This is a genomic window from Acinetobacter sp. ESBL14 (assembly GCF_036668815.1).
In the GTDB taxonomy this organism is placed as follows: Bacteria; Pseudomonadota; Gammaproteobacteria; order Pseudomonadales; family Moraxellaceae; genus Acinetobacter; species Acinetobacter gyllenbergii.
In genome coordinates, this window is record NZ_JAZEVS010000008.1 from 117,893 (window position 1) to 141,521 (window position 23,629).

Genomic DNA, 23,629 nt, shown 5'->3' on the forward strand with positions numbered 1-23,629 from the left:
GGGTTTAATTTTTTAAATCAATATCATTTAAGGTTTTAAGTGTCTTGGTCGGAAACCCGTGGCCAATAATCCTAGTGCATAAGCAACGACACCAATGACACACAAGCCAATCACTTCAGCAATACGTAGCCATTGCGAAATATCGCCTTGATACCAGGTTAAACCGTACCACAAGGCTGCAATCATGGCGATATTGGCAACCGCATATTGAAATACCAATTTCTTCCAATGCGCACCAAAACGATAAATATTACGTTTATGCAAATAGAAATATAACATCCCCGCATTGACCAAAGCAGAACCTGAAGATGCCAATGCCAGTGCCATATGCTCGGCATGCCAATCAATCAATTTAAAAAAGCCAATAAACACCACGTTTAAAATGGCATTGGCTGCAACCGCCATTAAACCAACACGGACAGGTGTTTTGGTATCTTGCTGTGCATAAAAACCTGGTGCGAAGACTTTAATCAACATAAATGAGATCACCCCTGCACTCATACATTGCAAGGCCAAGGCAGTCATTCGCGTATCTTCCACGGTAAATTCACCACGTTGGAATAAGGCTTGAATAATTGGGGTTGATAGCATAAATAGCGCGATACTGGCAGGAATACCAACCAACATAATCACCTTGGCCGCCCAGTCGATCATACTTCTAAATTTGCTCTGATCCTGCTCGGCATGACGCGCCGACAATGAAGGTAAAATCACGGTACCAATTGCAACACCAATCAGTCCCAATGGTAACTCGGTCATACGTTCAGCACTGTATAGCCATGACACCGAACCATCCTGCATAAACGATGCCCAGATGGTGTTTAATAATAAATTAATCTGAGTCACTGACACCCCAAACAAAGCGGGTAACATCAGTTTTAAAATACGATCCACCCCTTCATGTTTGAAATCGACTTTAGGTGGAATCAGTAAATTCTTTTTCCATAATTCAGGGATCTGAATCGCCAACTGTAGAACACCCGCCGCGACCACCGCCCAGCCCAGCGCCATAATCGGTTCCGCCATATACGGCGTTAACCACCACGCCCCTGCGATCATCGCCACATTCAGCAATACAGGCGAAAATGCGGGTGAAGCAAATGAGCCATAACTGTTTAAGATACTGCTGGCAAAAGCCGTCAATGACATAAACATTAAGTAGGGAATGGTCAGACGAAACATATCGACAGCGAGTTCAAATTTCTCAGGATCGTTATGGAAGCCTGGCGCATATAAATAAATAATCGCTGGTGCAGCCACCATCGCCACAAAGGTCAATAAAGACATGGCCGTGAGCAAACAGCCAAACACCCGACTAATTAAAATCTGGACTTCGGCATGGGCACGGCTGGTCTTATATTCAGTCAGAACTGGAATAAAGGCTTGGGAAAAAGCCCCTTCTGCAAATAAGCGTCGAAAAAAGTTGGGAATACGAAAGGCAACAACGAAGGTATCGAAGTCCTTACCTGCACCAAATACATTGAGTAGCACCACATCACGGACTAAACCCAACACTCGAGATAACATCGTCATTGCACTGACAATTACAGTCGATCGCCACAATGCCATCGCATTCACCTACGGCTTATCTTTTAAAAAGCGTTATTGTAATGAAAGTCCGAACAGATTTCGTTGTGAAATTATAAATCCGATACTGTTTTTTCGGCTAATTTTTGTTGAGCCAGTAAATTTCGGAATAATTGCCAATCAAAGTGTTCACCTGGATCGGTTTTACGTTTTGGCGCAATGTCAGAATGACCTGCAATATGATGTTGAATCTTTGGATAAGCCTGTTGCAAGGTACGGACCACTTCAACTAAAGCTTGATATTGTTCCGGTTCAAAAGGCAAATCATCACTCCCTTCCAGCTCAATCCCAATCGAATAATCATTACATTCTTTTTGTGCAAGGTAACTGGAACGACCAGCATGCCACGAACGATCATTAAAATTCACAAACTGAATCACTTCGCCTGTGCGCAAAATTAACAGATGTGCTGAGACCTGCATCCCTTCAATGGTTTGAAAATAAGGATGTACCGACCAATCCAGTTGATTCTGAAAGAATTGCTGGATATAGCCGCCACCAAACTGTGAGGGCGGCAAACTAATATTGTGAATAACGATCAATTGGATCTCGGTATCGAGAGGGCGCGCATTAAAATTAGGCGAGGCAATTTGAGTTGCACCCTCTAAGATTCCATCTTGTACTTGAGCAAATCTAGCGTGTTGCATGGTGACTCGAATCAGCAATTGAATATTTATCTCACTCATTCTGACATGCTTTATCACGAATAATCGAGATCAAATACTTATTTTTTATGGGGAGGGTGTTAATATATGGCACACGTTTTTTAGTCAAACATATACTGGAACTGGTATGAGTATTCCTCAATCTTTGCTTGAACAATCTATTCAAATCAATATTCAACAAGCATTACAGGAAGATATTGGCGAGGGCGATATCACCGCCCTGCTCACACCAGCTGATGAACAAGCCACAGCCACCATTATTAGCCGTGAAGAGATGGTATTGGCGGGTCAACCTTGGGTTAATGCCTTGATTCAAGCCTATGACAGCTCAGTTCAAGTGACTTGGTTAAAACAAGAAGGTGATGTAATTGCGGCAAATGAAGCCTTTTTAAAACTGGCAGGTTCAGCACGTAGTTTACTTACCGTAGAGCGCCCTGCACTGAATTTCATCCAAACGCTGTCTGCAGTTGCAACAAAAACAGCAAGCTATGTGCAACAACTCGAGGGTCTACACACCAAACTGCTGGATACCCGTAAAACCTTGCCTGGTCTACGCATTGCACAAAAATATGCGGTTGCCATCGGTGGCGGACAAAATCACCGTTTAGGTTTGTTTGATGCTTTCTTAATTAAAGAAAATCACATCATGGCCGCAGGAGGCATTGCACAAGCGATTCGTAAAGCACATGAAATTGCACCTGGTAAACCAGTCGAAGTGGAAGTCGAAACTTGGGATGAGCTCAATCAAGCACTTGAAGCAGGTGCGGATATTGTGATGCTGGATAACTTTAGCCAGCAACAGATGATTGATGCGGTCAAACATGTTGCAGGGCGCTGTAAATTAGAGGCTTCAGGTAACATTACCATCGACAATTTACGTGAAGTGGCAACGACTGGCGTGGATTACATTTCAATGGGCGTATTGACCAAAGACGTGCGTGCCGTTGATTTATCGATGCGTTTTAACGCTTAAGCCTGATCAAGGTCTTTTTGCTGCTTTATAGGCTGTTGCTGAGCAGCCGTCTCTGTCTGAATTGGTTGCGTTGTTGCAACTCGCTCACTCCACGCTGATTTGGCTTCGGTCGAATCAGCCGGTCGTGGATCTGCCGCCATCAGCACAAACGTTACTGCGGTCAGTAAAACTAGAAAAACTTGTAACATCGTTATCCCCTAAAAATACTTCATTTCAATTTGTGTTCAATCTATCAAAGCAACATGAGCCAAATCTGAGGGCTTTGTTACAACATGCAAATGCTCAGTGCGCTATTTGTTGACGATGATGTGTTTGTGTCTACTTTCATTTCGCTCTATGTAAGCTTAAAATGCTAAGCAGCTCAATTTATTAAAATAATAACGATGGATAGCCTGTTCGAAGCTGTGTTTCATGTGCTGTTTAAGCTGTTCCGTTTTCTCATCATTGATCTGATTTTTGAGATTATTTTGGAAGGCTTCATTCGTAGCATTGGCTATGGGGTGGTTCGCTGTTATCGTCTGGGGCAACGGGTAGATTTTGACAGTACTGAAGTATTTGTGGTGGGTTTTTTCAGTGTGTTGCTGCTGCTTGCACTGTGTCTTTATGTCTTACTGCGCTAATTTTCAGCTCATAAAAAGCAGTTTAAGCATTTGCTTAAACTGCTGATTTAACATGTGCCCTAACAGCTTTAGCTGCCCGAAAAGCCCATATAAGGATCAGAAATTGAGTCCTCATTGGTTTCAATACGACCCGCAAAACGGCGACTATAGCTCGGATCATTTTCAATCGTGACGGTAAAATCATACCAACCACCAAACTCAGTCATGTCCCAGCTCAGTTCTTTTTCAGTCGTGGCCGTTTCAATTTGCCAAGTTTTATTGACCAGGTAGGCATTGGCTTTGACCACCAGTTTCACTGTTTTTGCAGCATCGTTACGCACTTTTAAAAACAGTTTAGGGTCACATTCTTCCATACAGACGCGAATTTCAGGGAGTGCCTGAATTTGAGCTGTCTGCGTCAGATTACCCTTAAAGCTACGGTGAAAACCATTTGGTCCCAACACCCACAAATCATACTGATTGTCTTTAGTCTGCCAAATATCATCCAGTTGCTTACCTGCTTCCACCATATAACGGCGTGGAACGGCATCCAGATTCAATTTGTCATAGACATGGAACACGGCCGCATGTGTGCCGGTATTCGAGAACATCAGTTTGACTGTTTTGGCTGTGGCATCAACTTTGGCACTACTATGCAGTATATAAGGCAATGCCCGTGATGGACGAATCCCCATCTCCTGCACTGGATCGGTCTGGCTGAGCGGACGGCTGACTGGCGCCAAACTTTCCTGTGCTTTACGAATCGCATCGGCCTCAGCTTTGCTCTTCTTCCCAGATAAATCAGGCATAGGCAGTAAGTTTGGCGTTTTAAAGTTAAATGCTGAGGTTAAATCACCACACACTGCACGACGATAAGGACTGATATTCGGCTCTTTCACATCAAAACATTGTTCCAAGAAGCGAATCACCGAGGAGTGATCAAACACTTGTGAATTGACCCAGCCCCCCCGACTCCACGGTGAAATGATATACATCGGCACACGAATCCCCGGTCCATAGACCCCGACCCCATTACTGACGTTCGGGTCGGTGAAATCAGGCTGTCCATCAGAGGCTTTGGCATGTGTCGCATATTCATAAGACATCTGTTCTTTGCTCAGTGTCGACTTACCATAGACCGTACCTGCTGTATCCATTGACGGTGCGCTTGGTGAAGGCATATGGTCAAAGAAACCATCATTTTCATCAAAGTTAATCAGAAAAACGGTCTGACTCCACAACTCAGGACGCTCGGTGAGTGCATTCAATACTTCTTGGATATACCATGCCCCTTGCACGGGGCTTGATGGCCCTGGATGTTCACTATAGGTGGCAGGCGCCACCAACCAACTCACTTGCGGTAATTGTCCCTTGGCAATGTCTTCCTTGAATGTCCCCAAGAAACCACCATCGGGCATGGTATTGGCAATGCCTTTGTACAAAGGTTGCTGAGCATCAATTGCTGGATCATAAGGCGGACAAATGCTGCTGTTATTGACAGGTTTGCCAGATAACTCATTGGCACGGCGATACTGTTTAAACCCGGCCAATGGATTATCAGTAAAGTTATCGGGCATATTTTGATACACCTTCCAGCTAACCCCTGCTTGCTGTAAACGCTCAGGATAAGTGGTCCAGTCATAACCTGTGGTCGATGGGCCAATGGCATCGAGATCATTGACCACACTGGCGACATTGGCACCTGTTGGGCCATTGGTTCCCGTCCAGATAAACATACGGTTCGAGTTAGTGCCGGTATGCATGGCACAGTGATAAGCATCACATAGGGTAAAGGCATTGGCTAAGGCAAACTGAAATTCGACTTCTTGTTGTTTGTAATAACCCATCGATTGCGGTTGCTTATACTGCACCCAACTGCCCATACGGCCGTGATCCCAAGCAAATTGACCATCAGTCCAAGAATGTGGCGTACCACGGACGCGCTGTGCATTGCCACGACTGCTGTCGAGATGATACGGATAGACGGTATTCTTGTTGGCATCATACTGTGCCCAAACTTTACGGCCTTGGCTTAAAGGAATGGTGAAGCGGTCGCCAAAACCGCGTACCCCTTTCAAAGTGCCAAAATAATTATCAAAAGAGCGGTTTTCTTGGGTCAAGATCACCACATGTTTGACATCTTTAATCGTCCCTGTCTCGACCTTGGCATCAATCGCAAGGGCTTTTTGAATACTCATGGGAAAACTGGTCAGTGCGGCTGTTCCAAATAAAGCTTTGGTTGAATTTAATAAAAAATCACGACGATTCATGAACTCATTTCCTTATTTTTATTGTTAGGGTGCACAGTGGATTTTGCAGCTTGGCTGTGGCGGCTGCGGATTTGACGTTGAGTTATTATTGTCGTCACTGTCGTTACAAGCGCTGAGTAACACGCAGCTGCCAGCAAGTAACGCTAAAAAGAAATTTCGCATTTGACTATCCGTTAAATATCAGTGCAGATAGTCAATACAATCTAAATGACAGTTCGATGATGATTTGATCGCAATTCGATGACAAAAAAATAGATAAAAAAAAGGCGGTCTAAAAAAACCAGACCGCCCGCACTATCAACTGGAGTTTACCAACCGAGTGCCTGCTGTTGCTTCTGAATCAATTCCGCGATTCCTTTTTCTGCAAGCTCTAACATGGCATTGCACTGTTGGCGCGTAAACGGTTTGTCTTCTGCCGTTCCCTGAATTTCAATAAATTCGCCTGCCTGAGTCATCACCACGTTTAAATCGGTTTGGCAATTTGAATCTTCTTCGTAGCATAAATCGAGTAGCACTTCGTCTTGATACATCCCGACTGAAATTGCTGCGACTAAGCTTTTTAATGGATCTTGTTTAATTTTTTTGTTGCTGAGCAATACATTCATCGCATCAACCAAAGCCACGGCTGCGCCGGTAATCGCTGCAGTACGTGTGCCGCCATCGGCTTGGATTACATCACAGTCGATGGTAATGGTGTTCTCACCCAATTTCTTCAAATCCACCATAGCACGTAAGCTACGACCAATCAGGCGTTGAATTTCTTGGGTACGACCTGTTTGCTTACCACGCGCCGCTTCACGATCGCTACGGGTATGGGTAGAACGCGGTAACATGCCATATTCCGCAGTGACCCAACCTTGGCCCTGACCTTTGAGGAAACGAGGGACTGAGTTCTCAATGCTTGCGGTACACAACACTTTGGTATGACCAAACTCAACCAAAACTGAGCCTTCTGCGTAACGAGTATAGTTACGGGTAATTTTGACCTCACGTAATTGGTCTAATGTTCTTTGGTCAATACGCATAACGTTTCCTTAAAACTATGGCTCAAATATCATTGCGCCATAGTATAGCTCAATTACGTATGCTTTCAGTTTTACTTATTGGTTACAATTCACCGAATTAAGCAAACTTAAACTTTGACTTAAGGTTGCTCCACCCTTGTGCCAACTGTGCTGACAGATCATTGGGCAATGAACATTTGGCTAAACGTACCCACACCGTCCAAAACTGTTTCATGAAGTTAGCTTCGTTATAGTTCACCCCATATTCAGCACATAAGGCTCTGATTTGTGGTGCAACTTGCTCATAACGATTGGCTGGCATATCTGGGAATAAATGATGTTCAATCTGATGGCTCAAGTTTCCACTCATAAAGTGCATCCATTTGCCACCCGTGAAGTTACTTGAACCCCGAATCTGGCGAAGGTACCACTGCGCCTTGGTTTCGTTCTCGGTATTATCCGCTTCAAAGGTTTCAGCATCTTCGGTAAAGTGACCATTAAAAATCACCGCAGATGACCATAAGTTACGCATGATATTCGCAACGGCATTGCCTGCTAATACTGGAATAAAGTTGATGGTGGCAATCGCTGGGAAGAACACATAGTCTTTCAACACTTGGCGTCTGGCTTTTTTACGGAACTCGGCCGCATCCGCCCAGACCTGTTTCCAAGTTTTGGTTTTATAGACCAGCGCATCTTCTAAATGCAGGTTTTGCACACCGACATACCACTGGAAAAAGAACATCAGCTGTAAGGCCAATGGGATATTGGCCAAATGACGAACTTCCCATTTTTGATCTTCAGTCACGCGTAAAATGCCATAACCCACGTCATGATCTTTACCGACAATATTGGTATAGGTATGGTGCATGTAGTTATGGGTGTAGCGCCAGTCATTACCTGAGCAGGTGTTATCCCAATCGTAGTCTTCGCCACGCAAGCTTGGATCATTGAGCCAGTCAAACTGACCATGCATCACATTATGTCCAAGTTCCATATTCTCGACGATTTTAGACACACCCAGCATCGCGGTTCCCAACAACCATACCGGTGGAATCCAGCCACCGAACATTAACATGCCACGTGACGCGATTTCGGTATAACGTACAAAATTACGCACTTTATAGATATATTTTGAATCCTGCTCGCCGAGATTTTGCATCACCTCTAAGCGAATTTCCTCAACACGGCGACCAAACTCTTCTACTTGTTCAGGGGTTAAATGCGCTGACTTTGATACAGTCTTAAATTCTAATGCCATATTCATGCTATTCATCCTCAAATATCTTTGTTTTTATAGATCAATCGTGACTGGGCTAAGCGCCTGGCTTACACATAACTTGATCGGACGATTCGGTTGATCATCAATTTCACCCGTGATGACGTTCTGGGTAACGCCACTGACTTTGGTACAGCTACAGCGGTTACATACACCCATGCGGCAACCATGTTGTGGGCGTAAACCTGCTTGCTCTGCACTACTCAGCAGATTGGTCGTGGCAATAAAATTCTGTTGCGCACGTCGGAAACTAATCGGTTGAGCCTCACTTGAATGCTCGATTTGTATAGGTTGGAAAAATTCTTGATGGAAGTTTTCCGCAGCACCCTGCTGTGTATAAATGTCTTGTGCTTGGCGCATCATGCTGTGATGACCACAGGCATAGGCTTTTACATCTTTAAAATTCGGAACTAAGGTTTCTAACAATGCAGCATCTAAATGTTGTTTCTGTACCGATGTATTAAAGAAGTGATAGTGCAACTGTGGATATTGCTCAGCCAAGGCCAAGATGTCCTGATGAAACACTTCAGCACGGTTAAAATACAACACATAAATGTCTTCGAGTTGCTGTTGTAATGCTTGTTGCAATAAAGAATAAATCGCGGTAATGCCTGAACCCGATGCAATCAGCACGGCGGGCTGCTGACCTTGGTGCAAGACAAAATCACCTTGTGCTTGCGAAATCTCAAAGTGATCGCCAACACGAAGTTGCTGAGCAGCTTTAGACACCACCCCTTGGACTTTGATGCCCAGACGGATTTCACCCTGCGCAGTCACATCAATAATCGAATAACTACGTTGCTGATACACCCCATTAATCATCAGGGTAATCAATACACTTTGACCTGCTTGAACTTGGCGAATATCAAAATTATGATTTGGCTTTAAGGTCAATAACACCATATCCGAACTGAGTGGCTGTATCGCAGTGACTTCTGCAAGTGTCCGCTTCCAAGCAAAAGTTGGCTTTATCTTTTGCAAAATAAAATCAACAAAATCTTCTCGAATCCAATGTGGCTGATAACTTAACTCTGCGTTCATACGTTCCTCGTTTTGTATCTGGCTATTTATATTGAGTGAACAAATGTTCATGTAGTGAACATGTGTACACTATATTTATTTGTGTTCACTGAGTCAACACTTGTTCACTAATTTTTTGGATATTTTTTATACTTTTTGATAAGCCTTCTAAAATAAGGAAAAAAATAAAAAATTACGCATGCTTTGAGCTCACACCAAATGGGGCTTGATCAGAGAAAGATCAAAAACATTGGCATTTAGCAATGGACAAGGACTAAAAAGTTTCTGTTTTTTTTGCTAGACTCTGCTGTACGGTTTCAATGAGTCTTATTCATGTCGATTAGAGATGAACGAAAACAACAGAGTCGGCAGGCTTTACTCGATGCAGCACTTCATCTCAGCACTGCTGGGCGCTCATTTAGTAGCATTAGTTTGCGCGAAGTTGCTCGCGAAGTGGGTTTAGTGCCGACTGCGTTTTATCGTCATTTCCAAGATATGGATGCGCTTGGACAAGAGCTGGTTGATCAGGTCTCTTTGCATTTAAAAAGTCTGATTCACCAATTGGGGCAGAGCTATTTACAACATAGCGGTTCGGCCAAAACTCGGACCAGCATTGAATTGTTTGTACAAGCGGTCAATCACAGCCCACAACAATGGCAGTTTATGATTGCAGAGCGTTGGGGCGGTTCAGAGACGGTGCGTATTGCGATTGCCCGTGAAATTGAGTTTTTGATTGAAGACCTCGCCATTGATCTGTGCAAACTGGAAACCTTTAAACATATTAAAGAAGCCAAGGACTTGCAGGTACTCTCGACCATTTTGATTAATATGTCGTTTACATGGGCCATGACCTGGATCAATCTGCCGAAACAATTCAGCATTGATCATTTACTCGAACAACAAAACCTGTTTATTGACAATGCAGCGACGCAAGTCCGTTTACTCTTCAGTGGTATCTCCAACTGGGAACCCCAAAACGCTTGACCGGATACAAACCAAAGTTTGATATATAAAAGCATTGCTTAGCGTTATGATGCATTAGACACTAATGTAAACGCAGTGTAGAACACTATGAGGAGCTTATAAGCATCATGAATCCTGATCGTCATACTCAGTTCTTAATTCGTAAAGAAAAAATTTTGCAGGTTGCGGAAAAGCTGTTATTAGAAAACAACCAAGAAATGACCCTAGATGAACTGGTTGCTGAACTGGATATTGCCAAGGGCACCTTATACAAACATTTCCGTAGCAAAAATGAGTTGCTGCTGGAACTTATTATTCAAAATGAAAAAGAAATTTTAAAAATTTCAGACAAATACAATACCGATGTCAAAGAGTATGCGCCACGCTATATGCTTTATCATTTAACCTCACCGAGTCGTACCATTTTGCTGCATCAGTTAGAAGAACATCTGACCATGACTGAGTCGAAATTAAAGCATTTGTTTGACGAGCTGTATGCCATTCGCCAACAGCGCATTGTCTCGTTGAAAGATATGACGGAAAAATATTTAAAATCACAAAACTACGATATGTCGATTCGGGATTACCTGTCTTATATCTGGTCACTGACTTATGGCGCAGCGTTGTTATTGAACTCAAGCTATTACCAGCGTTCAATCGGCTCACGTGAGAAATTGATTAATCTATACGTCAATCAGGCCTTGTCGCTACCGACACAGAAAGTTCAGATCGACTTAAAAGATCTGCAAATGGATCAAATCTAAATAAAAAAGGACTGCAATTGCAGTCCTTTTTTGATTGAACATGGGCGTAAATTATTTAGCTTTACGCTCTTTTTCCAACAAATAATCAACAACCTGTGTCACTTTCGCATCTTCACCCTGCACCACATATTTACCATTCACCACAACTGCTGGTACACCCGTCAACTGATACTGCTGCGCCAATTTATTCGACTCAGCAATTTTTGCCGTGATTGGGAAGGAATTAAACATGCTGTTAAATTTCTGCTCAGGTACGCCATAACGTGCAAAGAATTTTGCTTGCGATGCTTGGTCAAAAATCTGCTGATTGCCGTCATGAATGGCATGGAACAATGGAATATGGGTTTTCTTGCGTACACCCAGTGCTTCAGACACATAGTAACCGCGTGCCCCTTGTTCCCAGACTTTATTCATCGCCGCAGGCGTACGTAAGAAATAAACGTCTTTTGGAATTTGCTTTAACCATGTTTGCATATGTGGTTCAAGCTTGAAGCAGTGCGGGCAGCCATACCAGAAGAACTCACGTACTTCGAGTTGTCCAGCAGGTGCTGAGGTTTTGCCTGGATTGGCAATCACGGTATAGTCTTTACCAGCCACAAAATCTGCTGCCATCGCATTCATTGAGAATGCCAACGCAACTGCACTTAAACCACCTAATACTAACTTTTTCATTGGCTTTGCTTTTCCTCTAAGCATTTTTCGTAAGTTTATATGCTAAATATAAAACAAACACGAGCAATTCGTTTTGCTTGTGTGAAGTTTTTTATTGGATTTATCGCTTTTTTTACCAGAATCGCTACACTACCAACAGATTAAACCGAAATAATCATCCTAAGATAGAGGTGACACCATGTCGCAATTGAATGTTGACCCGCAAGAAATCGCAAAATTTGAAGCATTGGCTGCCAAATGGTGGGATCAACATTCAGAATTCCGCCCACTTCATCAAATCAATCCCTTACGTTTAAACTGGGTAGATGAACGTGTCGGTGGCTTGGCGGGCAAAAAAGTACTTGATGTCGGCTGTGGTGGTGGCATCTTGGCTGAAAGCATGGCACGCCGTGGTGCCGATGTCCTCGGTATTGATATGGGCGAAGCACCCCTTGCTGTCGGTCGTTTGCATGCACAACAAGACAATGTGCAAAACATTGAATATCGTCAAATCCCCGTTGAACAATTGGCACAAGAGCAAGCAGGTCAATACGATGTGGTGACCTGTATGGAAATGATGGAACATGTGCCAGATCCTGCTTCAATTGTGAAAGCATGCCAAACGCTGGTCAAGCCAGGCGGTCATGTGTTCTTCTCGACCATTAACCGTAACCCTAAATCGTATTTATTTGCGATTATTGGCGCGGAATATGTACTGCGTTTATTGCCTAAAGGCACACATGACTATCATAAATTCATTCGCCCGTCAGAAATGGCGCATGATATTCGTAATGCAGGGCTTAGCCTCAAAGAAATGACTGGTTTGCACTACAACCCGATTACCAAACACTACTGGTTAGCGCCGAATGTGGATGTGAATTACATGGTGCATACCACCAATGCAGGTGCGGAATGAAAGCGGTTTTATTTGACCTCGATGGCACGCTGATCGATACCGCTGCGGACTTTATTCGTATCATCCAGCAAATGTGTCGTGATGAACAACGCCCTGTGGTGGATGCCGATACCATCCGCACTCAGGTGTCAGAAGGCGCACGTGCCATGGTGAAATTGGTCTATCCTGAATTAGAAGTCACAGACCCAGTATTTTTAGCACATCGGCAACGCTTTTTAGATGTGTATGGTGACAATATTGTGGTCGATACTGACTTGTTTTCAGGGATGTATCCGTTGCTTGAAGAGCTTGAAGCGCATCAAATTCCGTGGGGCATTGTCACCAACAAGCCGCGTGGTTTAAGTGAATCGTTATTGGCCAAACTGGATCTGACTGAACGTTGTGCGGTCTTGGTTTGCCCAGAAGATGTCAGCAAGACCAAACCTGATCCTGAGCCAATGTATTTGGCGGCCAAACAGCTGGAGATCAATGCCCAAGACATTATCTATGTCGGTGATCATCCACGCGATATTGATGCCGGTCGTCATGCAGACATGTATACCATCTTGGCAGCCTACGGCTATTTACCGGTAGAATCACGCGATGATCTTGCTGCTTGGCAGGCTGATGCGATTATTCATACCGTTGCTGAACTACACCAACTGCTTAAACAGAAAATCACGGTGTTGTCAGAAAATCAGGGTATGATGGGTTAAATTTAAATTTTTGCAGATAAGAACAGGAGGCATAACAATGAAATATTCAGAATATCAACCTCGTCCAGATTTACTGAAAGATCGTATTATCCTGATCACTGGTGCTGGTGATGGGATTGGTCGCGCTGCGGCGATGAGTTATGCCCTACACGGCGCAACAGTGGTTTTGCACGGTCGTACGTTAAATAAACTTGAAGTGATCTATGATGAAATTGAAGGCTTAGGTGCGCCACAGCCTGCGATTTTACCCTTACAGCTTTCAACCGCATCAACCCATGATTATGAGCTGTTGGTGAGCACGCTAGAGCAGCAATTCGGTCGTCTGGATGGTATCTTGCATAATGCAGGGATGCTTGGTGATCGGGTTGAACTGGCTGATTATCCTGTCGATGTTTGGGATGATGTACTGGCTGTGAATTTACGCGCCCCTTTTGCCCTGACTCAGGCTTTGTTGCCTTTGCTGGAAAAATCTGAACATGCTTCGGTGGTATTTACCAGTTCAAGTGTTGGTCGTGAAGCACGTGCCTTGTGGGGTGCTTATTCAGTCTCTAAAGTGGCCACCGAAGCCATGAGCAAAATCTTTGCCGCAGAAAACACCTATCCAAATATTCGTTTTAACTGCATCAATCCAGGTGGGACCCGTACGGCGATGCGTGCCAAAGCTTATCCAGAGGAAGATCCCAAAGTGCTCCCGACTCCAGATAGCATTATGCCCGCCTATCTGTACCTCATGGGCGATGACAGTTTAGATATGAATGGCCAAAGTATTGACGCTCAAGCTTAATTTCATCCTAACAATAATTCTAAATAACATTGGACACTGACGTTAAAACTGCTTTTTTCAGAGAAATGGGTGAAAAATCTTCATTGTTTTAAAGCAATAATGAATCGATCTTCACAGTTTCTCTGCATTTTTAACGTACAGTAGTTCACATGAGAGACATCCGAAGTCCATAAGGTGCATCATGAAAAAATTTTTCATTATCTTGGTTTTAGGTTCGACAACCCTGTTCAGTAGTCTGGGGGCTTTTGCAGGTCCGCATGATCGTGATGATGATTCGCGTGGTGGCGGTTGGCAAAATGGTCGTGGCTTTGATCGTCCAGATGGTGAAAATCGTCAACGTGAACGTCGCATGCGTGAAGAGCGCGGGGTCGAGCGTTTAAAACAACATCGTTGGCAGGAAGGCTATGTGATGCCTCAGCATTATCGTGGTAACGGTTATAAAGTCGACTACAAAGACAGTAATCTACCGCGCCCGGGTCGTAACGAACAATGGTACAAGATTAATAATGACTATATTTTAGTCAATTCCGATGATAATAGCATTATTCGAATCATGGGTTTCTAAGCCCCTTTGAGTCACTCGATTCAATAAAGTTGAATGCTTGCTTTAGGAATAGATTTATCTTTTGATTTTTTTCGTTAAAATCAGATCTAGTGCTGCATATCTGAGATCGACATGGCGAACCAAATGACTGAAAATTCACATAGTACCCCCCAAGATTATGTGCATTGGTTCCGCCATTCCGCCCCTTATATCAACGCGCATCGCGATAAAACCTTTGTATTGATGTTTGCCGGCGAAGCGGTTCAGCACGAAAATTTCCAACATATTATCCATGATATTGCCCTGCTGCACTCTTTGGGCATTCGTCTTATCTTGGTCTATGGCGCACGTCCACAGATCAATCAAAATCTTCTTGATCGTGCTATTGAAACCCCTTTTCATCAAAATCGTCGTGTGACGACACGAGAATCCTTACGTGGAGTGATGAATGCGGTTGGCTCAATTCGCCTCGAAATTGAAGCCCTGCTTTCCATGGGATTGGCCAACTCACCGATGTATGGCGCTCGCATTGATGTGGTCTCTGGCAATTTTGTCACGGCCAAACCCTATGGAATTCGAGACGGCATTGATTTCCAGCTCACTGGAGAAGTCCGTTCAGTTGATACCGATGCGATTCAGCGCCATTTAGACAATCATAATATTGTTCTGCTTGGTCCAACTGGCTATTCCAGCACGGGTGAAGTGTTTAATTTACTGGCAGAAGAAGTCGCCACTAAAACCGCGACGGCACTCAAAGCCGATAAATTGATTTTCTTGGGTGAAAAACAAGGACTGATGAATGAGCAACAACAGTTATTACGTGAATTGAGCCCGCGTCAGCTTGAACCCTATATTCAACAAAATCAGCAGCAATATCCAGAATTTGCATTACACCTAAAGCAAGCACAACAAGCCTCCTTATCTGGTGTACATCGTGTGCATTTGATTTCTTATGCCTATGATGGCGCGTTGATTGAAGAATTATTTACCCGAGATGGTGTCGGGACATTGATCACCGATGCGCACTATGAAGAAGTCCGGATTGCCAATATTCAGGATGTCGGTGGTTTAATCAATCTACTCCGCCCATTAGAGCAAGAAGGCATTCTGGTGTATCGCTCACGTGAACGTCTTGAAAGTGAGATTGAACAGTTTGCAGTGATTGAACGAGATGGCATGATCTTGGCCTGTGCTGCGCTGTACCCGATTCCGGCAGGATCAGATGAAATTCGTTCTGCGGAAATCGCCTGTGTTGCAGTCGATTCAAGCTACCGTAAATCTAATCGTGGTAGCCAGATTTTGCAATTTCTGGAAAGTAAAGCCAAACAACAAGGGATTCAGCAACTGTTTGTACTGACTACTCGAACGGCTCACTGGTTCCTTGAACAGGGCTTTGTCCCTGCCAGCGTGGATGATTTACCCAATGCACGTCAGGCCCTATATAACTATCAACGCAATTCGTTAGTGTTTAAAAAGAGACTGCGCTAAGCCCCTCACATGATGAAGAGATATGTTTATTTTTGATAAAGATCTCTCTTCATCATCATTATCTTTGCTTAAGTCTGAATGAAGAATAAATTCACCACTCAGTAAAATAATAAAAATTATATTAAAAACAATAATTTAATAAAATTTATTTTTTAACACTTATTCCATTTATCGATAAGATTATGCAATCTTCTATTTTGCACTTTTCATCATAAGCAAAGCCCGATTATTTATTTTTTATGCAATAAAAAAAGTTTTAGCTTAGTTGCTCATCTTATTTAAATCTTTTGATTTTTCGGGGAGCACAACCAACATGGCTATTTCACTCCATCGCTCATGGGCAACATATAGCATCATCGCAGCAAGTCTTGCCAGCCTGATGGGTGTTGCAGGTTGTGCAAAAAAACCTGAGCAGCAAGAGACCACAAAACAAGAAACCACAACATTAAATATCGGCTTTCAAAAGTATGGCATCTTGCCGATTCTCAAAGCAAAAGGTGAATTAGAAAAAAATCTTGCTGCTCAAGGTGTCACGGTGAAATGGGTGGAATTCCCCGCGGGGCCACAGCTGTTAGAAGGACTAAATGTCGGTAGTGTGGTCTTTGGTGAAGCAGGTGAAGCACCACCGATCTTTGCTCAAGCAGCCAATCCCAATCTGGTCTATGTAGCCAACCAACCGCCTGCACCTAAGGCCGAAGCCCTGATTGTACAAAAAGACTCGCCGATTCAATCGATCCAAGATCTGAAAGGTAAACGAGTTGCGCTGAATAAAGGCTCAAATGTTCATTACCTGTTACTCAAACTATTAGAAGCAAACAATCTCAGCTTAAAAGATATTCAACCTGTTTACCTGCCACCCTCCGATGCCCGTGCGGCATTTGAAAAAGGTGCAGTCGATGCTTGGGTGATCTGGGATCCATTCTTTGCCGCAGCAGAACATCAAATTCATGCGCGAGTGATCGCTACAGGCGAGCATTTGGTCAGCAATCACCAGTTTTATTTGGCAGACCGTCAATTTGCCGAAAGCCATCCTGAAGCACTTAAAACGCTGGTCAGTACACTGAACCAGACCACAGATTGGGTGCAAACCCATCCAGATGATGCAGCTAAATTACTGGAAAAACCAACAGGGCTCGAGTTTGATGTTTTAAAAAGCTCAATTTCGCGCATGGGCTTCGGGGTTCAACCGATCTCCGACAAAGTCGCCAAAGAACAACAATATGTGGCCGATGCCTTCTTTGCACAAAAACTGATTCCGAAGCAATTGCTGATTCAAGATGCCGTTTTAAAGAACGAGCTTAAATAATAAGGGGATAATGATGAGGTTATTATTGAAGGTTTCTGTTCTCGGCGTGCTGATTTCTACATTTTCACTCAGCGGTTGCCAAAAAAGCGCCCCCCAAAATACTGAAAAAACAGCTTCAAGCAATGAAAACACGGCGGTCAAAACCCTGTCGATTGGCTTCCAGAAATCATCGCTCAATTTATTGGTAGCCAGACAACAACAACTGTTTGAGCAAGCCTTCCCGAATGCAAAAATTGAATGGCGTGAGTTTCCCGCTGGCCCGCAAATGTTAGAAGCACTTGCTGTTGGTGCAGTCGACTTTGGTTATGTCGGCAATACGCCACCGATCTTTGCGCAAGCCGCAGCAAAGCCGCTAAGCTACGTGGCTTATGAGGTGGTTGCACCGACAGGCCAAGCTGTGCTGGTCCATGCCAACGATAAGATCAATACCCTGCAAGATTTAAAAGGTAAGCGTGTCGCCGTACAAAAAGGGTCAAGTGCACATGAACTACTCGCCAAAACTTTGCAAAAAGCAGGGTTATCTTGGCAAGACATTCAACCCATCTGGTTACCGCCTGCCGATGCACGTGCAGCCTTTGATAAACAGGCCGTAGATGCTTGGGCAATTTGGGAACCCTATCTTGGAACTGCGGAGTTACAAGGCCACACCAAAACCTTGGTCGATGGCTCAGCCTTTCCAACCACCTATTCCTTTTATATCGGCAATCCAGACTTCATTCAAAAGCATCCCGATTCAGCACAGAAATTCATTCATAGCGTGAACAGTGCCGATCAATGGATTGTGCAACATCAAGATCAAGCCTTACAGATTTATGCACAAAGTACTGGACTCAGTACGCCTGTCGCTCAACAAGTCCTTAACAAACGACCAAAACCTTCACCTGTCTATGCGCTCAATAGTGAAGTGATCAAGAGCCAGCAGCAAATCGCCGATTTATTTAAACAAGAGCAACTGATTCCTGTGCAGATCGATATTCAGCACAGTGTCTGGTCTGCCCAATAAACATACATTTCATTTTCATAAGGAACATCGACATGAATATTTTCTGGTTTATTCCCACTCATGGTGACAGTCGTTATTTAGGCACCAGCAAGGGTGCTCGTCAGGTCGATCATGCTTATATGAAACAGATTGCCGTTGCCGTAGATAATCTCGGTTATGCAGGGGTATTGATTCCGACTGGCCGTTCTTGTGAAGATCCATGGATCACCGCAGCCAGTTTAATTGATGCCACCAAGCAACTTAAATTTTTGGTGGCGCTGCGTCCAGGCATTACCACACCTGCGCTTGCGGCACGCATGGCAGCGACCTTTGACCGCCTCTCCAATGGCCGTATTTTATTGAATCTGGTCACAGGTGGCGACGAGCAAGAGTTGAAAGGTGATGGTCTATATGAAGATCACAGCACCCGTTATCAGACCGCATCCGAATATGTCAAAATCTGGCGTGAAATCTTGACCCGATCACATACAGGTGAATCTTTTACTTTTCATGGTGAGCGCCTGAGTGTGGATGATGCCAAATTACTCTACCCACCTGTCCAACAGCCTTATCCACCGCTTTGGTTTGGTGGTTCTTCAGAGGCGGCAACTGAGTTGGCAGCAGAGCAAGTTGACACCTATCTAACCTGGGGCGAACCCCCTGCGGCAGTGAAAGAAAAGATTGAGTATTTACGTACTAAAGCAGCAGCCAAAGGCCGTACACTCACTTATGGCATTCGCTTGCATGTGATTGTACGCGAGACCAATGAACAAGCATGGGCCGCTGCCGATGAACTGATCCAATATCTGGATGATGCGACCATTGCCGCAGCACAGAAAAAATTTGCACAAATGGACTCAGTCGGTCAGCAACGTATGGCTGCACTACACGGCGGACGTAAAGATCAATTGGAAGTGTCTCCAAATCTATGGGCGGGTATCGGCTTAGTCCGTGGTGGTGCAGGGACCGCTCTAGTGGGTGATCCTGAAACCGTTGCCGCACGTATTCAAGAATATGCCGACTTGGGGATTGATACCTTTATTTTTTCAGGTTACCCGCATTTAGAAGAATCGATCCGTTTTGCAGAATTGGTATTCCCATTACTACCACTCAAAACCCGTGAAAAACTGGCACAACCGCATTTAACTGGGCCTTTCGGAGAAATCATTGCCAATAACTATGTCCCTGAGACCAAGGAAGCAAAAACCTTGATCAAGGAGGACGCATGAGTGCGAAACCTTTTTTGAAGGATGTTTCACGTGGAACACAAAAAATAGGCAAAGGTTTACTGCCCTGGTTGTTTCCGATTTTACTGATCCTGATTTGGCAAGCAGCTTCTAGCTCTGGTGTGTTGCAAAGTCGAGTCTTACCTGCTCCAACTGCTGTCGTAAGTGCATTCTGGCACTTACTGCTCAGTGGTGAACTTTGGCAGCATGTTAAAGTCAGTGCGGGTCGTGCCTTACTCGGTTTATTGATTGGTGGTGGGCTGGGTCTGGCTTTAGGACTACTCAATGGTTCATCGCGTGTGGCTTCGACCTTGCTCGATACCACCTTGCAAATGATTCGTAACATCCCTGCACTGGCACTGATTCCACTGGTGATTTTATGGTTTGGCATTGATGAAACTGCCAAGCTGTTCTTGGTTGCTGTCGGTGTGTTTTTTCCAATGTACATCAACACTTATCACGGTATCCGCTCGGTCGACCCACAACTGATCGAAATGGGCAAAAGCTACGGTCTCAATCGTTGGCAGCTCTACCGAGACATTATTTTACCGGGTGCGATGCCCTCGATTTTAGTTGGACTACGCTTTTCCCTCGGTCTGGTTTGGGTCCTGTTAATTGTGGCAGAAACCATTTCTGCTCAAGCAGGAATTGGCTATATGACCATGAATGCACGCGAATTTTTACAAACCGATATCGTCTTGGTCGGTATTTTACTCTATGCCCTGCTTGGAAAATTAGCTGATGTATTGGCTCAAGTCTTGGAGCGCTATTTATTGCGTTGGCATGCAGGCTATCAAAAATAAAAGGAATGAAAAGATGAGTAATCTTAATTTAAATTTTTACGATAACAATCTCATTCAGCCGATTGCCGAGCCAGAAACTACCACTGCACCTGCCAATGGTGCTGATATTCTGATTGAGCAACTGTATAAATTCTATGGTGAGGTTAAAGTCCTTGAGGATTTAGATCTCAAGATTGAAGCTGGTGAGTTCGTTGCCATCGTCGGACGCAGTGGTTGCGGTAAAAGTACCCTACTGCGTTTGATTGCCCAATTGGAAAAAGCCAGTTACGGTGAAATCAAATTCCAGTCCGCTCGCAATTTCCGCGAAGGCATTACCAGCGCTGATATTCGGGTCATGTTCCAAGACCCGCGATTATTGCCGTGGAAAAGCATTTTGCAAAATGCTCAGCTCGGCTTAGCGAAAGATCAACATCAACTTGCAGCCACATTATTGGAAAAAGTGGGTTTAAAAGACAAAGCCAGCCAATGGCCTGCCCAGCTTTCAGGTGGACAGCGACAACGTGCTGCCCTTGCACGCGCATTATCACATTCGCCACGAATTTTACTGTTGGATGAACCACTCGGTGCACTCGATGCATTGACTCGTCTAGAAATGCAGAATCTGATTGAACGTCTCTGGAAAGAACAAGGTTTTACCGCGATTCTGGTCACCCATGATGTCAGTGAAGCAGTACAGTTAGCAGATCGAATTATTTTGCTGGATCAAGGGCATATCGCACAAAGTTTTGAGGTTAATTTACCTCGTCCACGGAAAAAAAGTATTGCTTTCGCACAACTTGAACAACAAGTCCTTGATGCGGTTTTAGCCACCTAAAACCGTGCTTTTTTGCACTTTTCTGGGGCGATATTTAGCATATGCCGCTTCAATCTCAAATGAATTTTTTACAAAATATGTATGCGCTTTTTTAGATTTCAATAATTATCAAATACATCGTTAGCATCGCGATAAAGTCGGCAATTTTTTCGATAAAAAATCTGGGTTATTGTGCACAAATCCGACAATTTATCTTACAATGTCAATGACATTTTTTGAATTAAGCTCGCAGATGGAACAGAAAAAAAGTACACAAAAGCGCAATCAACTGCTGAATGCTGCCCTGGATGTTTTTTCCGTCTATGGGTTTAGTGGTGCCAGTCTGGATGAGATTGCGCAACTGGCAAATATGCATAAATCGAATATTTTCTATTACTATGAAAATAAAGAGTCGCTATATGTCGAAGTGCTCACCACGGTATTACAAAAGTGGCTTGCACCCTTGCAAACCCTGGAGTCTGAGCTTGAGCCTACTGAAGCCCTCACTCACTATTTAATTCAAAAAATTGAAAGCTCACGTGATCAGCCTAAAGCCTCACGTTTATTTGCGCTTGAGATTATTCAAGGTGCCCCGCATATTTTACCGATCTTAAAAGGGCCGTTAAAAAAACTGTTTAAGCGTAAAACTAAAGTGATTCAAACTTGGCAAGAACAAGGTAAATTGTCTGCAGAGATTGATCCTGAATTGTTGATTCTCAATATCTGGGCAATCACCCAAAACTATGCTGATTTTTCGACGCAAATGGAAATGGTCACGGGTAAAACTTTGCGTAACCGTAGCATGTTTCAACGCACGGTTGAGCATACCGTGCATATGATGTTATACGGCGTATTACCTCGTTAAGTTTTCTTCACAGGCCTTCATTTTAGCGATTGAAATACATAAAAAAAGCGACTTTATGAGTCGCTTTTTTTATTCAGGGCATGAGAGTGTTATTAAGTTTGTCAAAACAAAATTATGCAACATGAAAAGTCACGGAAAAACTGTTCCAGAGCTTATAAACTATAAAACAGCTTTGACTGAGATATTGATACTAAATACAAAATCTCAAGGATTTCATATAAGCCGCCTTATGTTAATTTTAGGAAATTGAATTAATAATTTTCTCTAAAAAACAAAATTTAGGAGTTTATAATCATGGTATCTCATGGACTTACACAAGTAATCAATAGCTTATCCAAAGAAATTCAAATTAATCATTTTGATAATATCGAAAAAATTGATGCAAAACTTGCTGAAATTATGGCTTTTAATGATTGTTCAGTTATTCGCCCACTTGTGCGATTAATTGAAGATAATGCTCAATATGATGAAGCTGTATTTTCAATTATTCATAGCATAGAATCATTTAAAGATGATATATATATTGTTGAAATTATTAATGAATTTCCATATATGGTAAATAAAGCGCCTAACTGGGCTACTATTTTGCTTATAAGAATCCTAAATAGTAAGACTGCAAGAGAATGCTTGATTGATAAAGTTTCTTTAACTACTCCAGCAATAAAAAACTCAATTTTATTTCTTTTACAGCGTATCAATGCGGAAAAACCTAATTTTTTTGAAAAAACAGCTTCTTTAATGAAAGTAATAAATCCCATTTAACATAATGGCTGCCATGCGAATTTAATGTAAAACAATATATTAATTTCAATAATTCATTTAAAAAAGAGCCCATACATATTACAACGTTAGACATTTAAAAATGCGCCTGATACAGCGCCAATAATTTTTGTGCGCCAAGCAGCAGATTTTCTTCCCAATCTAGATGCGCCGTATCATTGGCGCCATCAGTAATATATTTGACTGAAATCAAACGTACTCCGAGCTTTTGGCACACTTTGGCCAAAGCATAGGCCTCCATATCCACCAAATTACAGCTCACTTTTGGCAAACCTGTTTCAAAAGAATCACCCGTACCACAGATCCCTTTAGGCAAAAGCTCAAAATGGGCTTGGGTATGAATCTCCGCAGGAATTTCGTCATCCATCGGTGTCACGCCTACGGCAAAACCTAAGGGAGACACATCCATATCGCGCTGTACAAAAGTGACCACCTCAACCAGACTGTGCGCGTCGAAATGTGAACTTCCTGCACTACCTAAATTGATCAGCGTTTTACAGCCTGTCTTTTGAATCACCTCAAATGCCTTGAATGCTGCATTAATTTTGCCGATGCCACTGTAATGAACGTCAATGCCTGCTTGTTCAAACAAGCCTTTAGATTCATTCGGTAAGGCCATAATCAGAGCAATATCAGCATTCATAAAAAAGACTCGTTCAAATCAAAATAGAG

25 protein-coding genes are annotated in these 23,629 nt (G+C 43.4%); 16 read left to right on the forward strand and 9 right to left on the reverse strand.

Annotated elements, in window-relative coordinates; genetic code table 11:
- Nucleotides 1–27: 27 nt before the first annotated feature.
- Nucleotides 28–1,578, reverse strand: coding sequence for a murein biosynthesis integral membrane protein MurJ (murJ, locus tag V6E90_RS19960; RefSeq protein ID WP_171068324.1), 1,551 nt, complete (start codon nucleotides 1,576–1,578; stop codon nucleotides 28–30).
- A gap of 62 nt (nucleotides 1,579–1,640) precedes the next feature.
- Nucleotides 1,641–2,234 (reverse strand): 1,6-anhydro-N-acetylmuramyl-L-alanine amidase AmpD, encoded by a 594-nt coding sequence (gene ampD / locus V6E90_RS19965; RefSeq protein WP_023271047.1) that lies wholly within the window; start codon nucleotides 2,232–2,234, stop codon nucleotides 1,641–1,643.
- Nucleotides 2,235–2,379: 145 nt separating this feature from the next.
- Here ampD and nadC point away from each other — a divergent pair, with 145 nt between their 5' ends.
- On the forward strand, nucleotides 2,380–3,225 hold the full coding sequence (nadC, locus tag V6E90_RS19970; protein WP_016542494.1) for a carboxylating nicotinate-nucleotide diphosphorylase: 846 nt from the start codon (nucleotides 2,380–2,382) through the stop codon (nucleotides 3,223–3,225).
- Here the strand turns inward: nadC and V6E90_RS19975 are convergent.
- A complete protein-coding gene (locus V6E90_RS19975; protein WP_065344109.1) occupies nucleotides 3,222–3,413 on the reverse strand; it encodes an ABZJ_00068 family colistin stress protein in 192 nt (63 codons plus the stop codon). The two genes, nadC and V6E90_RS19975, sit on opposite strands and share 4 nt — an antisense overlap.
- A 195-nt stretch (nucleotides 3,414–3,608) precedes the next feature.
- On the opposite strand from V6E90_RS19975, the gene V6E90_RS19980 reads away from it, so the two are divergent.
- Nucleotides 3,609–3,845, forward strand: coding sequence for a hypothetical protein (locus tag V6E90_RS19980; RefSeq protein ID WP_332606280.1), 237 nt, complete (start codon nucleotides 3,609–3,611; stop codon nucleotides 3,843–3,845).
- A 68-nt stretch (nucleotides 3,846–3,913) separates the two neighbouring features.
- On the opposite strand, the gene V6E90_RS19985 is transcribed toward V6E90_RS19980, so the two are convergent.
- From V6E90_RS19985 to V6E90_RS20000, 4 genes are all read right to left on the reverse strand, one after another.
- Complete coding sequence (locus tag V6E90_RS19985; protein WP_332606281.1) at nucleotides 3,914–6,094, reverse strand: phosphocholine-specific phospholipase C; 2,181 nt, start codon at nucleotides 6,092–6,094, stop codon at nucleotides 3,914–3,916.
- 308 nt (nucleotides 6,095–6,402) lie between these two features.
- Nucleotides 6,403–7,119, reverse strand: coding sequence for a ribonuclease PH (rph, locus tag V6E90_RS19990; RefSeq protein ID WP_005277792.1), 717 nt, complete (start codon nucleotides 7,117–7,119; stop codon nucleotides 6,403–6,405).
- A gap of 97 nt (nucleotides 7,120–7,216) precedes the next feature.
- On the reverse strand, nucleotides 7,217–8,359 hold the full coding sequence (locus V6E90_RS19995; RefSeq protein ID WP_332606290.1) for a fatty acid desaturase family protein: 1,143 nt from the start codon (nucleotides 8,357–8,359) through the stop codon (nucleotides 7,217–7,219).
- Between the two features lie 33 nt (nucleotides 8,360–8,392).
- The gene (locus V6E90_RS20000; protein WP_332606282.1) at nucleotides 8,393–9,418 is read right to left on the reverse strand and encodes a flavin reductase family protein; all 1,026 of its coding nucleotides are present in this window, start codon (nucleotides 9,416–9,418) and stop codon (nucleotides 8,393–8,395) included.
- Between the two features lie 312 nt (nucleotides 9,419–9,730).
- On the opposite strand from V6E90_RS20000, the gene V6E90_RS20005 reads away from it, so the two are divergent.
- Both V6E90_RS20005 and V6E90_RS20010 read left to right on the forward strand, forming a co-directional pair.
- Entirely contained in the window at nucleotides 9,731–10,381 is a 651-nt protein-coding gene (locus V6E90_RS20005) for a TetR family transcriptional regulator (protein WP_004656756.1), read from the forward strand.
- 107 nt (nucleotides 10,382–10,488) lie between these two features.
- Entirely contained in the window at nucleotides 10,489–11,124 is a 636-nt protein-coding gene (locus V6E90_RS20010; RefSeq protein ID WP_016542488.1) for a TetR/AcrR family transcriptional regulator, read from the forward strand.
- 51 nt (nucleotides 11,125–11,175) lie between these two features.
- Here V6E90_RS20010 and V6E90_RS20015 read toward each other — a convergent pair whose 3' ends face one another.
- Nucleotides 11,176–11,796 carry a thiol:disulfide interchange protein DsbA/DsbL gene (locus V6E90_RS20015; protein ID WP_016542487.1) on the reverse strand — a complete coding sequence of 207 codons (621 nt, stop codon included), beginning with the start codon at nucleotides 11,794–11,796 and terminating at the stop codon, nucleotides 11,176–11,178.
- A 178-nt stretch (nucleotides 11,797–11,974) separates the two neighbouring features.
- Between V6E90_RS20015 and ubiG the strand changes: the two genes are divergently transcribed.
- The 12 genes from ubiG (at nucleotide 11,975) to V6E90_RS20075 (ending at nucleotide 22,939) form a co-directional block, all read left to right on the forward strand.
- The gene (gene ubiG / locus V6E90_RS20020; protein WP_016542486.1) at nucleotides 11,975–12,691 is read left to right on the forward strand and encodes a bifunctional 2-polyprenyl-6-hydroxyphenol methylase/3-demethylubiquinol 3-O-methyltransferase UbiG; all 717 of its coding nucleotides are present in this window, start codon (nucleotides 11,975–11,977) and stop codon (nucleotides 12,689–12,691) included.
- A complete protein-coding gene (locus tag V6E90_RS20025; protein WP_262757947.1) occupies nucleotides 12,688–13,386 on the forward strand; it encodes an HAD family hydrolase in 699 nt (232 codons plus the stop codon). The genes ubiG and V6E90_RS20025 overlap by 4 nt, the downstream gene beginning before the upstream one ends.
- A gap of 37 nt (nucleotides 13,387–13,423) precedes the next feature.
- The gene (locus tag V6E90_RS20030; protein WP_016542484.1) at nucleotides 13,424–14,170 is read left to right on the forward strand and encodes a YciK family oxidoreductase; all 747 of its coding nucleotides are present in this window, start codon (nucleotides 13,424–13,426) and stop codon (nucleotides 14,168–14,170) included.
- A 181-nt stretch (nucleotides 14,171–14,351) separates the two neighbouring features.
- Nucleotides 14,352–14,735, forward strand: coding sequence for an RcnB family protein (locus V6E90_RS20035; protein ID WP_016542483.1), 384 nt, complete (start codon nucleotides 14,352–14,354; stop codon nucleotides 14,733–14,735).
- Nucleotides 14,736–14,846: 111 nt separating this feature from the next.
- Nucleotides 14,847–16,202 carry an amino-acid N-acetyltransferase gene (gene argA, locus V6E90_RS20040; RefSeq protein WP_016660543.1) on the forward strand — a complete coding sequence of 452 codons (1,356 nt, stop codon included), beginning with the start codon at nucleotides 14,847–14,849 and terminating at the stop codon, nucleotides 16,200–16,202.
- A 313-nt stretch (nucleotides 16,203–16,515) separates the two neighbouring features.
- The gene (locus V6E90_RS20045) at nucleotides 16,516–17,508 is read left to right on the forward strand and encodes a sulfonate ABC transporter substrate-binding protein (RefSeq protein ID WP_332606283.1); all 993 of its coding nucleotides are present in this window, start codon (nucleotides 16,516–16,518) and stop codon (nucleotides 17,506–17,508) included.
- A 13-nt stretch (nucleotides 17,509–17,521) separates the two neighbouring features.
- Entirely contained in the window at nucleotides 17,522–18,511 is a 990-nt protein-coding gene (locus V6E90_RS20050) for an aliphatic sulfonate ABC transporter substrate-binding protein (RefSeq protein ID WP_065344103.1), read from the forward strand.
- A gap of 32 nt (nucleotides 18,512–18,543) precedes the next feature.
- Nucleotides 18,544–19,719, forward strand: a complete 1,176-nt coding sequence (gene ssuD, locus V6E90_RS20055) for an FMNH2-dependent alkanesulfonate monooxygenase (RefSeq protein ID WP_065344102.1) — start codon at nucleotides 18,544–18,546, stop codon at nucleotides 19,717–19,719.
- Complete coding sequence (ssuC, locus tag V6E90_RS20060) at nucleotides 19,716–20,519, forward strand: aliphatic sulfonate ABC transporter permease SsuC (RefSeq protein ID WP_016542478.1); 804 nt, start codon at nucleotides 19,716–19,718, stop codon at nucleotides 20,517–20,519. The genes ssuD and ssuC overlap by 4 nt, the downstream gene beginning before the upstream one ends.
- 13 nt (nucleotides 20,520–20,532) lie before the next feature.
- Nucleotides 20,533–21,333: an ABC transporter ATP-binding protein gene (locus V6E90_RS20065; protein ID WP_016542477.1), complete on the forward strand. Its 801-nt coding sequence runs from the start codon at nucleotides 20,533–20,535 to the stop codon at nucleotides 21,331–21,333.
- A 232-nt stretch (nucleotides 21,334–21,565) separates the two neighbouring features.
- The gene (locus V6E90_RS20070; RefSeq protein ID WP_004907340.1) at nucleotides 21,566–22,177 is read left to right on the forward strand and encodes a TetR/AcrR family transcriptional regulator; all 612 of its coding nucleotides are present in this window, start codon (nucleotides 21,566–21,568) and stop codon (nucleotides 22,175–22,177) included.
- 294 nt (nucleotides 22,178–22,471) lie between these two features.
- Nucleotides 22,472–22,939, forward strand: coding sequence for an Imm30 family immunity protein (locus V6E90_RS20075; RefSeq protein ID WP_332606284.1), 468 nt, complete (start codon nucleotides 22,472–22,474; stop codon nucleotides 22,937–22,939).
- Nucleotides 22,940–23,033: 94 nt separating this feature from the next.
- Here V6E90_RS20075 and V6E90_RS20080 read toward each other — a convergent pair whose 3' ends face one another.
- The gene (locus V6E90_RS20080; protein WP_262757941.1) at nucleotides 23,034–23,600 is read right to left on the reverse strand and encodes a 5'-methylthioadenosine/S-adenosylhomocysteine nucleosidase family protein; all 567 of its coding nucleotides are present in this window, start codon (nucleotides 23,598–23,600) and stop codon (nucleotides 23,034–23,036) included.
- Between the last annotated feature and the right edge of the window lie 29 nt (nucleotides 23,601–23,629).

What these genes read in the sequence shown, in the direction of transcription:
- ampD (WP_023271047.1), bottom strand. Translation starts at nt 2,234, where the DNA reads ATGCAACACGCTAGATTTGCTCAAGTACAAGATGGAATCTTAGAGGGT.
- nadC (WP_016542494.1), top strand. Translation starts at nt 2,380, where the DNA reads ATGAGTATTCCTCAATCTTTGCTTGAACAATCTATTCAAATCAATATT.
- V6E90_RS19975 (WP_065344109.1), bottom strand. Translation starts at nt 3,413, where the DNA reads ATGTTACAAGTTTTTCTAGTTTTACTGACCGCAGTAACGTTTGTGCTG.
- V6E90_RS19980 (WP_332606280.1), top strand. Translation starts at nt 3,609, where the DNA reads ATGGATAGCCTGTTCGAAGCTGTGTTTCATGTGCTGTTTAAGCTGTTC.
- V6E90_RS19985 (WP_332606281.1), bottom strand. Translation starts at nt 6,094, where the DNA reads ATGAATCGTCGTGATTTTTTATTAAATTCAACCAAAGCTTTATTTGGA.
- rph (WP_005277792.1), bottom strand. Translation starts at nt 7,119, where the DNA reads ATGCGTATTGACCAAAGAACATTAGACCAATTACGTGAGGTCAAAATT.
- V6E90_RS19995 (WP_332606290.1), bottom strand. Translation starts at nt 8,359, where the DNA reads ATGGCATTAGAATTTAAGACTGTATCAAAGTCAGCGCATTTAACCCCT.
- V6E90_RS20000 (WP_332606282.1), bottom strand. Translation starts at nt 9,418, where the DNA reads ATGAACGCAGAGTTAAGTTATCAGCCACATTGGATTCGAGAAGATTTT.
- V6E90_RS20005 (WP_004656756.1), top strand. Translation starts at nt 9,731, where the DNA reads ATGTCGATTAGAGATGAACGAAAACAACAGAGTCGGCAGGCTTTACTC.
- V6E90_RS20010 (WP_016542488.1), top strand. Translation starts at nt 10,489, where the DNA reads ATGAATCCTGATCGTCATACTCAGTTCTTAATTCGTAAAGAAAAAATT.
- V6E90_RS20015 (WP_016542487.1), bottom strand. Translation starts at nt 11,796, where the DNA reads ATGAAAAAGTTAGTATTAGGTGGTTTAAGTGCAGTTGCGTTGGCATTC.
- ubiG (WP_016542486.1), top strand. Translation starts at nt 11,975, where the DNA reads ATGTCGCAATTGAATGTTGACCCGCAAGAAATCGCAAAATTTGAAGCA.
- V6E90_RS20025 (WP_262757947.1), top strand. Translation starts at nt 12,688, where the DNA reads ATGAAAGCGGTTTTATTTGACCTCGATGGCACGCTGATCGATACCGCT.
- V6E90_RS20030 (WP_016542484.1), top strand. Translation starts at nt 13,424, where the DNA reads ATGAAATATTCAGAATATCAACCTCGTCCAGATTTACTGAAAGATCGT.
- V6E90_RS20035 (WP_016542483.1), top strand. Translation starts at nt 14,352, where the DNA reads ATGAAAAAATTTTTCATTATCTTGGTTTTAGGTTCGACAACCCTGTTC.
- argA (WP_016660543.1), top strand. Translation starts at nt 14,847, where the DNA reads ATGGCGAACCAAATGACTGAAAATTCACATAGTACCCCCCAAGATTAT.
- V6E90_RS20045 (WP_332606283.1), top strand. Translation starts at nt 16,516, where the DNA reads ATGGCTATTTCACTCCATCGCTCATGGGCAACATATAGCATCATCGCA.
- V6E90_RS20050 (WP_065344103.1), top strand. Translation starts at nt 17,522, where the DNA reads ATGAGGTTATTATTGAAGGTTTCTGTTCTCGGCGTGCTGATTTCTACA.
- ssuD (WP_065344102.1), top strand. Translation starts at nt 18,544, where the DNA reads ATGAATATTTTCTGGTTTATTCCCACTCATGGTGACAGTCGTTATTTA.
- ssuC (WP_016542478.1), top strand. Translation starts at nt 19,716, where the DNA reads ATGAGTGCGAAACCTTTTTTGAAGGATGTTTCACGTGGAACACAAAAA.
- V6E90_RS20065 (WP_016542477.1), top strand. Translation starts at nt 20,533, where the DNA reads ATGAGTAATCTTAATTTAAATTTTTACGATAACAATCTCATTCAGCCG.
- V6E90_RS20070 (WP_004907340.1), top strand. Translation starts at nt 21,566, where the DNA reads ATGGAACAGAAAAAAAGTACACAAAAGCGCAATCAACTGCTGAATGCT.
- V6E90_RS20075 (WP_332606284.1), top strand. Translation starts at nt 22,472, where the DNA reads ATGGTATCTCATGGACTTACACAAGTAATCAATAGCTTATCCAAAGAA.
- V6E90_RS20080 (WP_262757941.1), bottom strand. Translation starts at nt 23,600, where the DNA reads ATGAATGCTGATATTGCTCTGATTATGGCCTTACCGAATGAATCTAAA.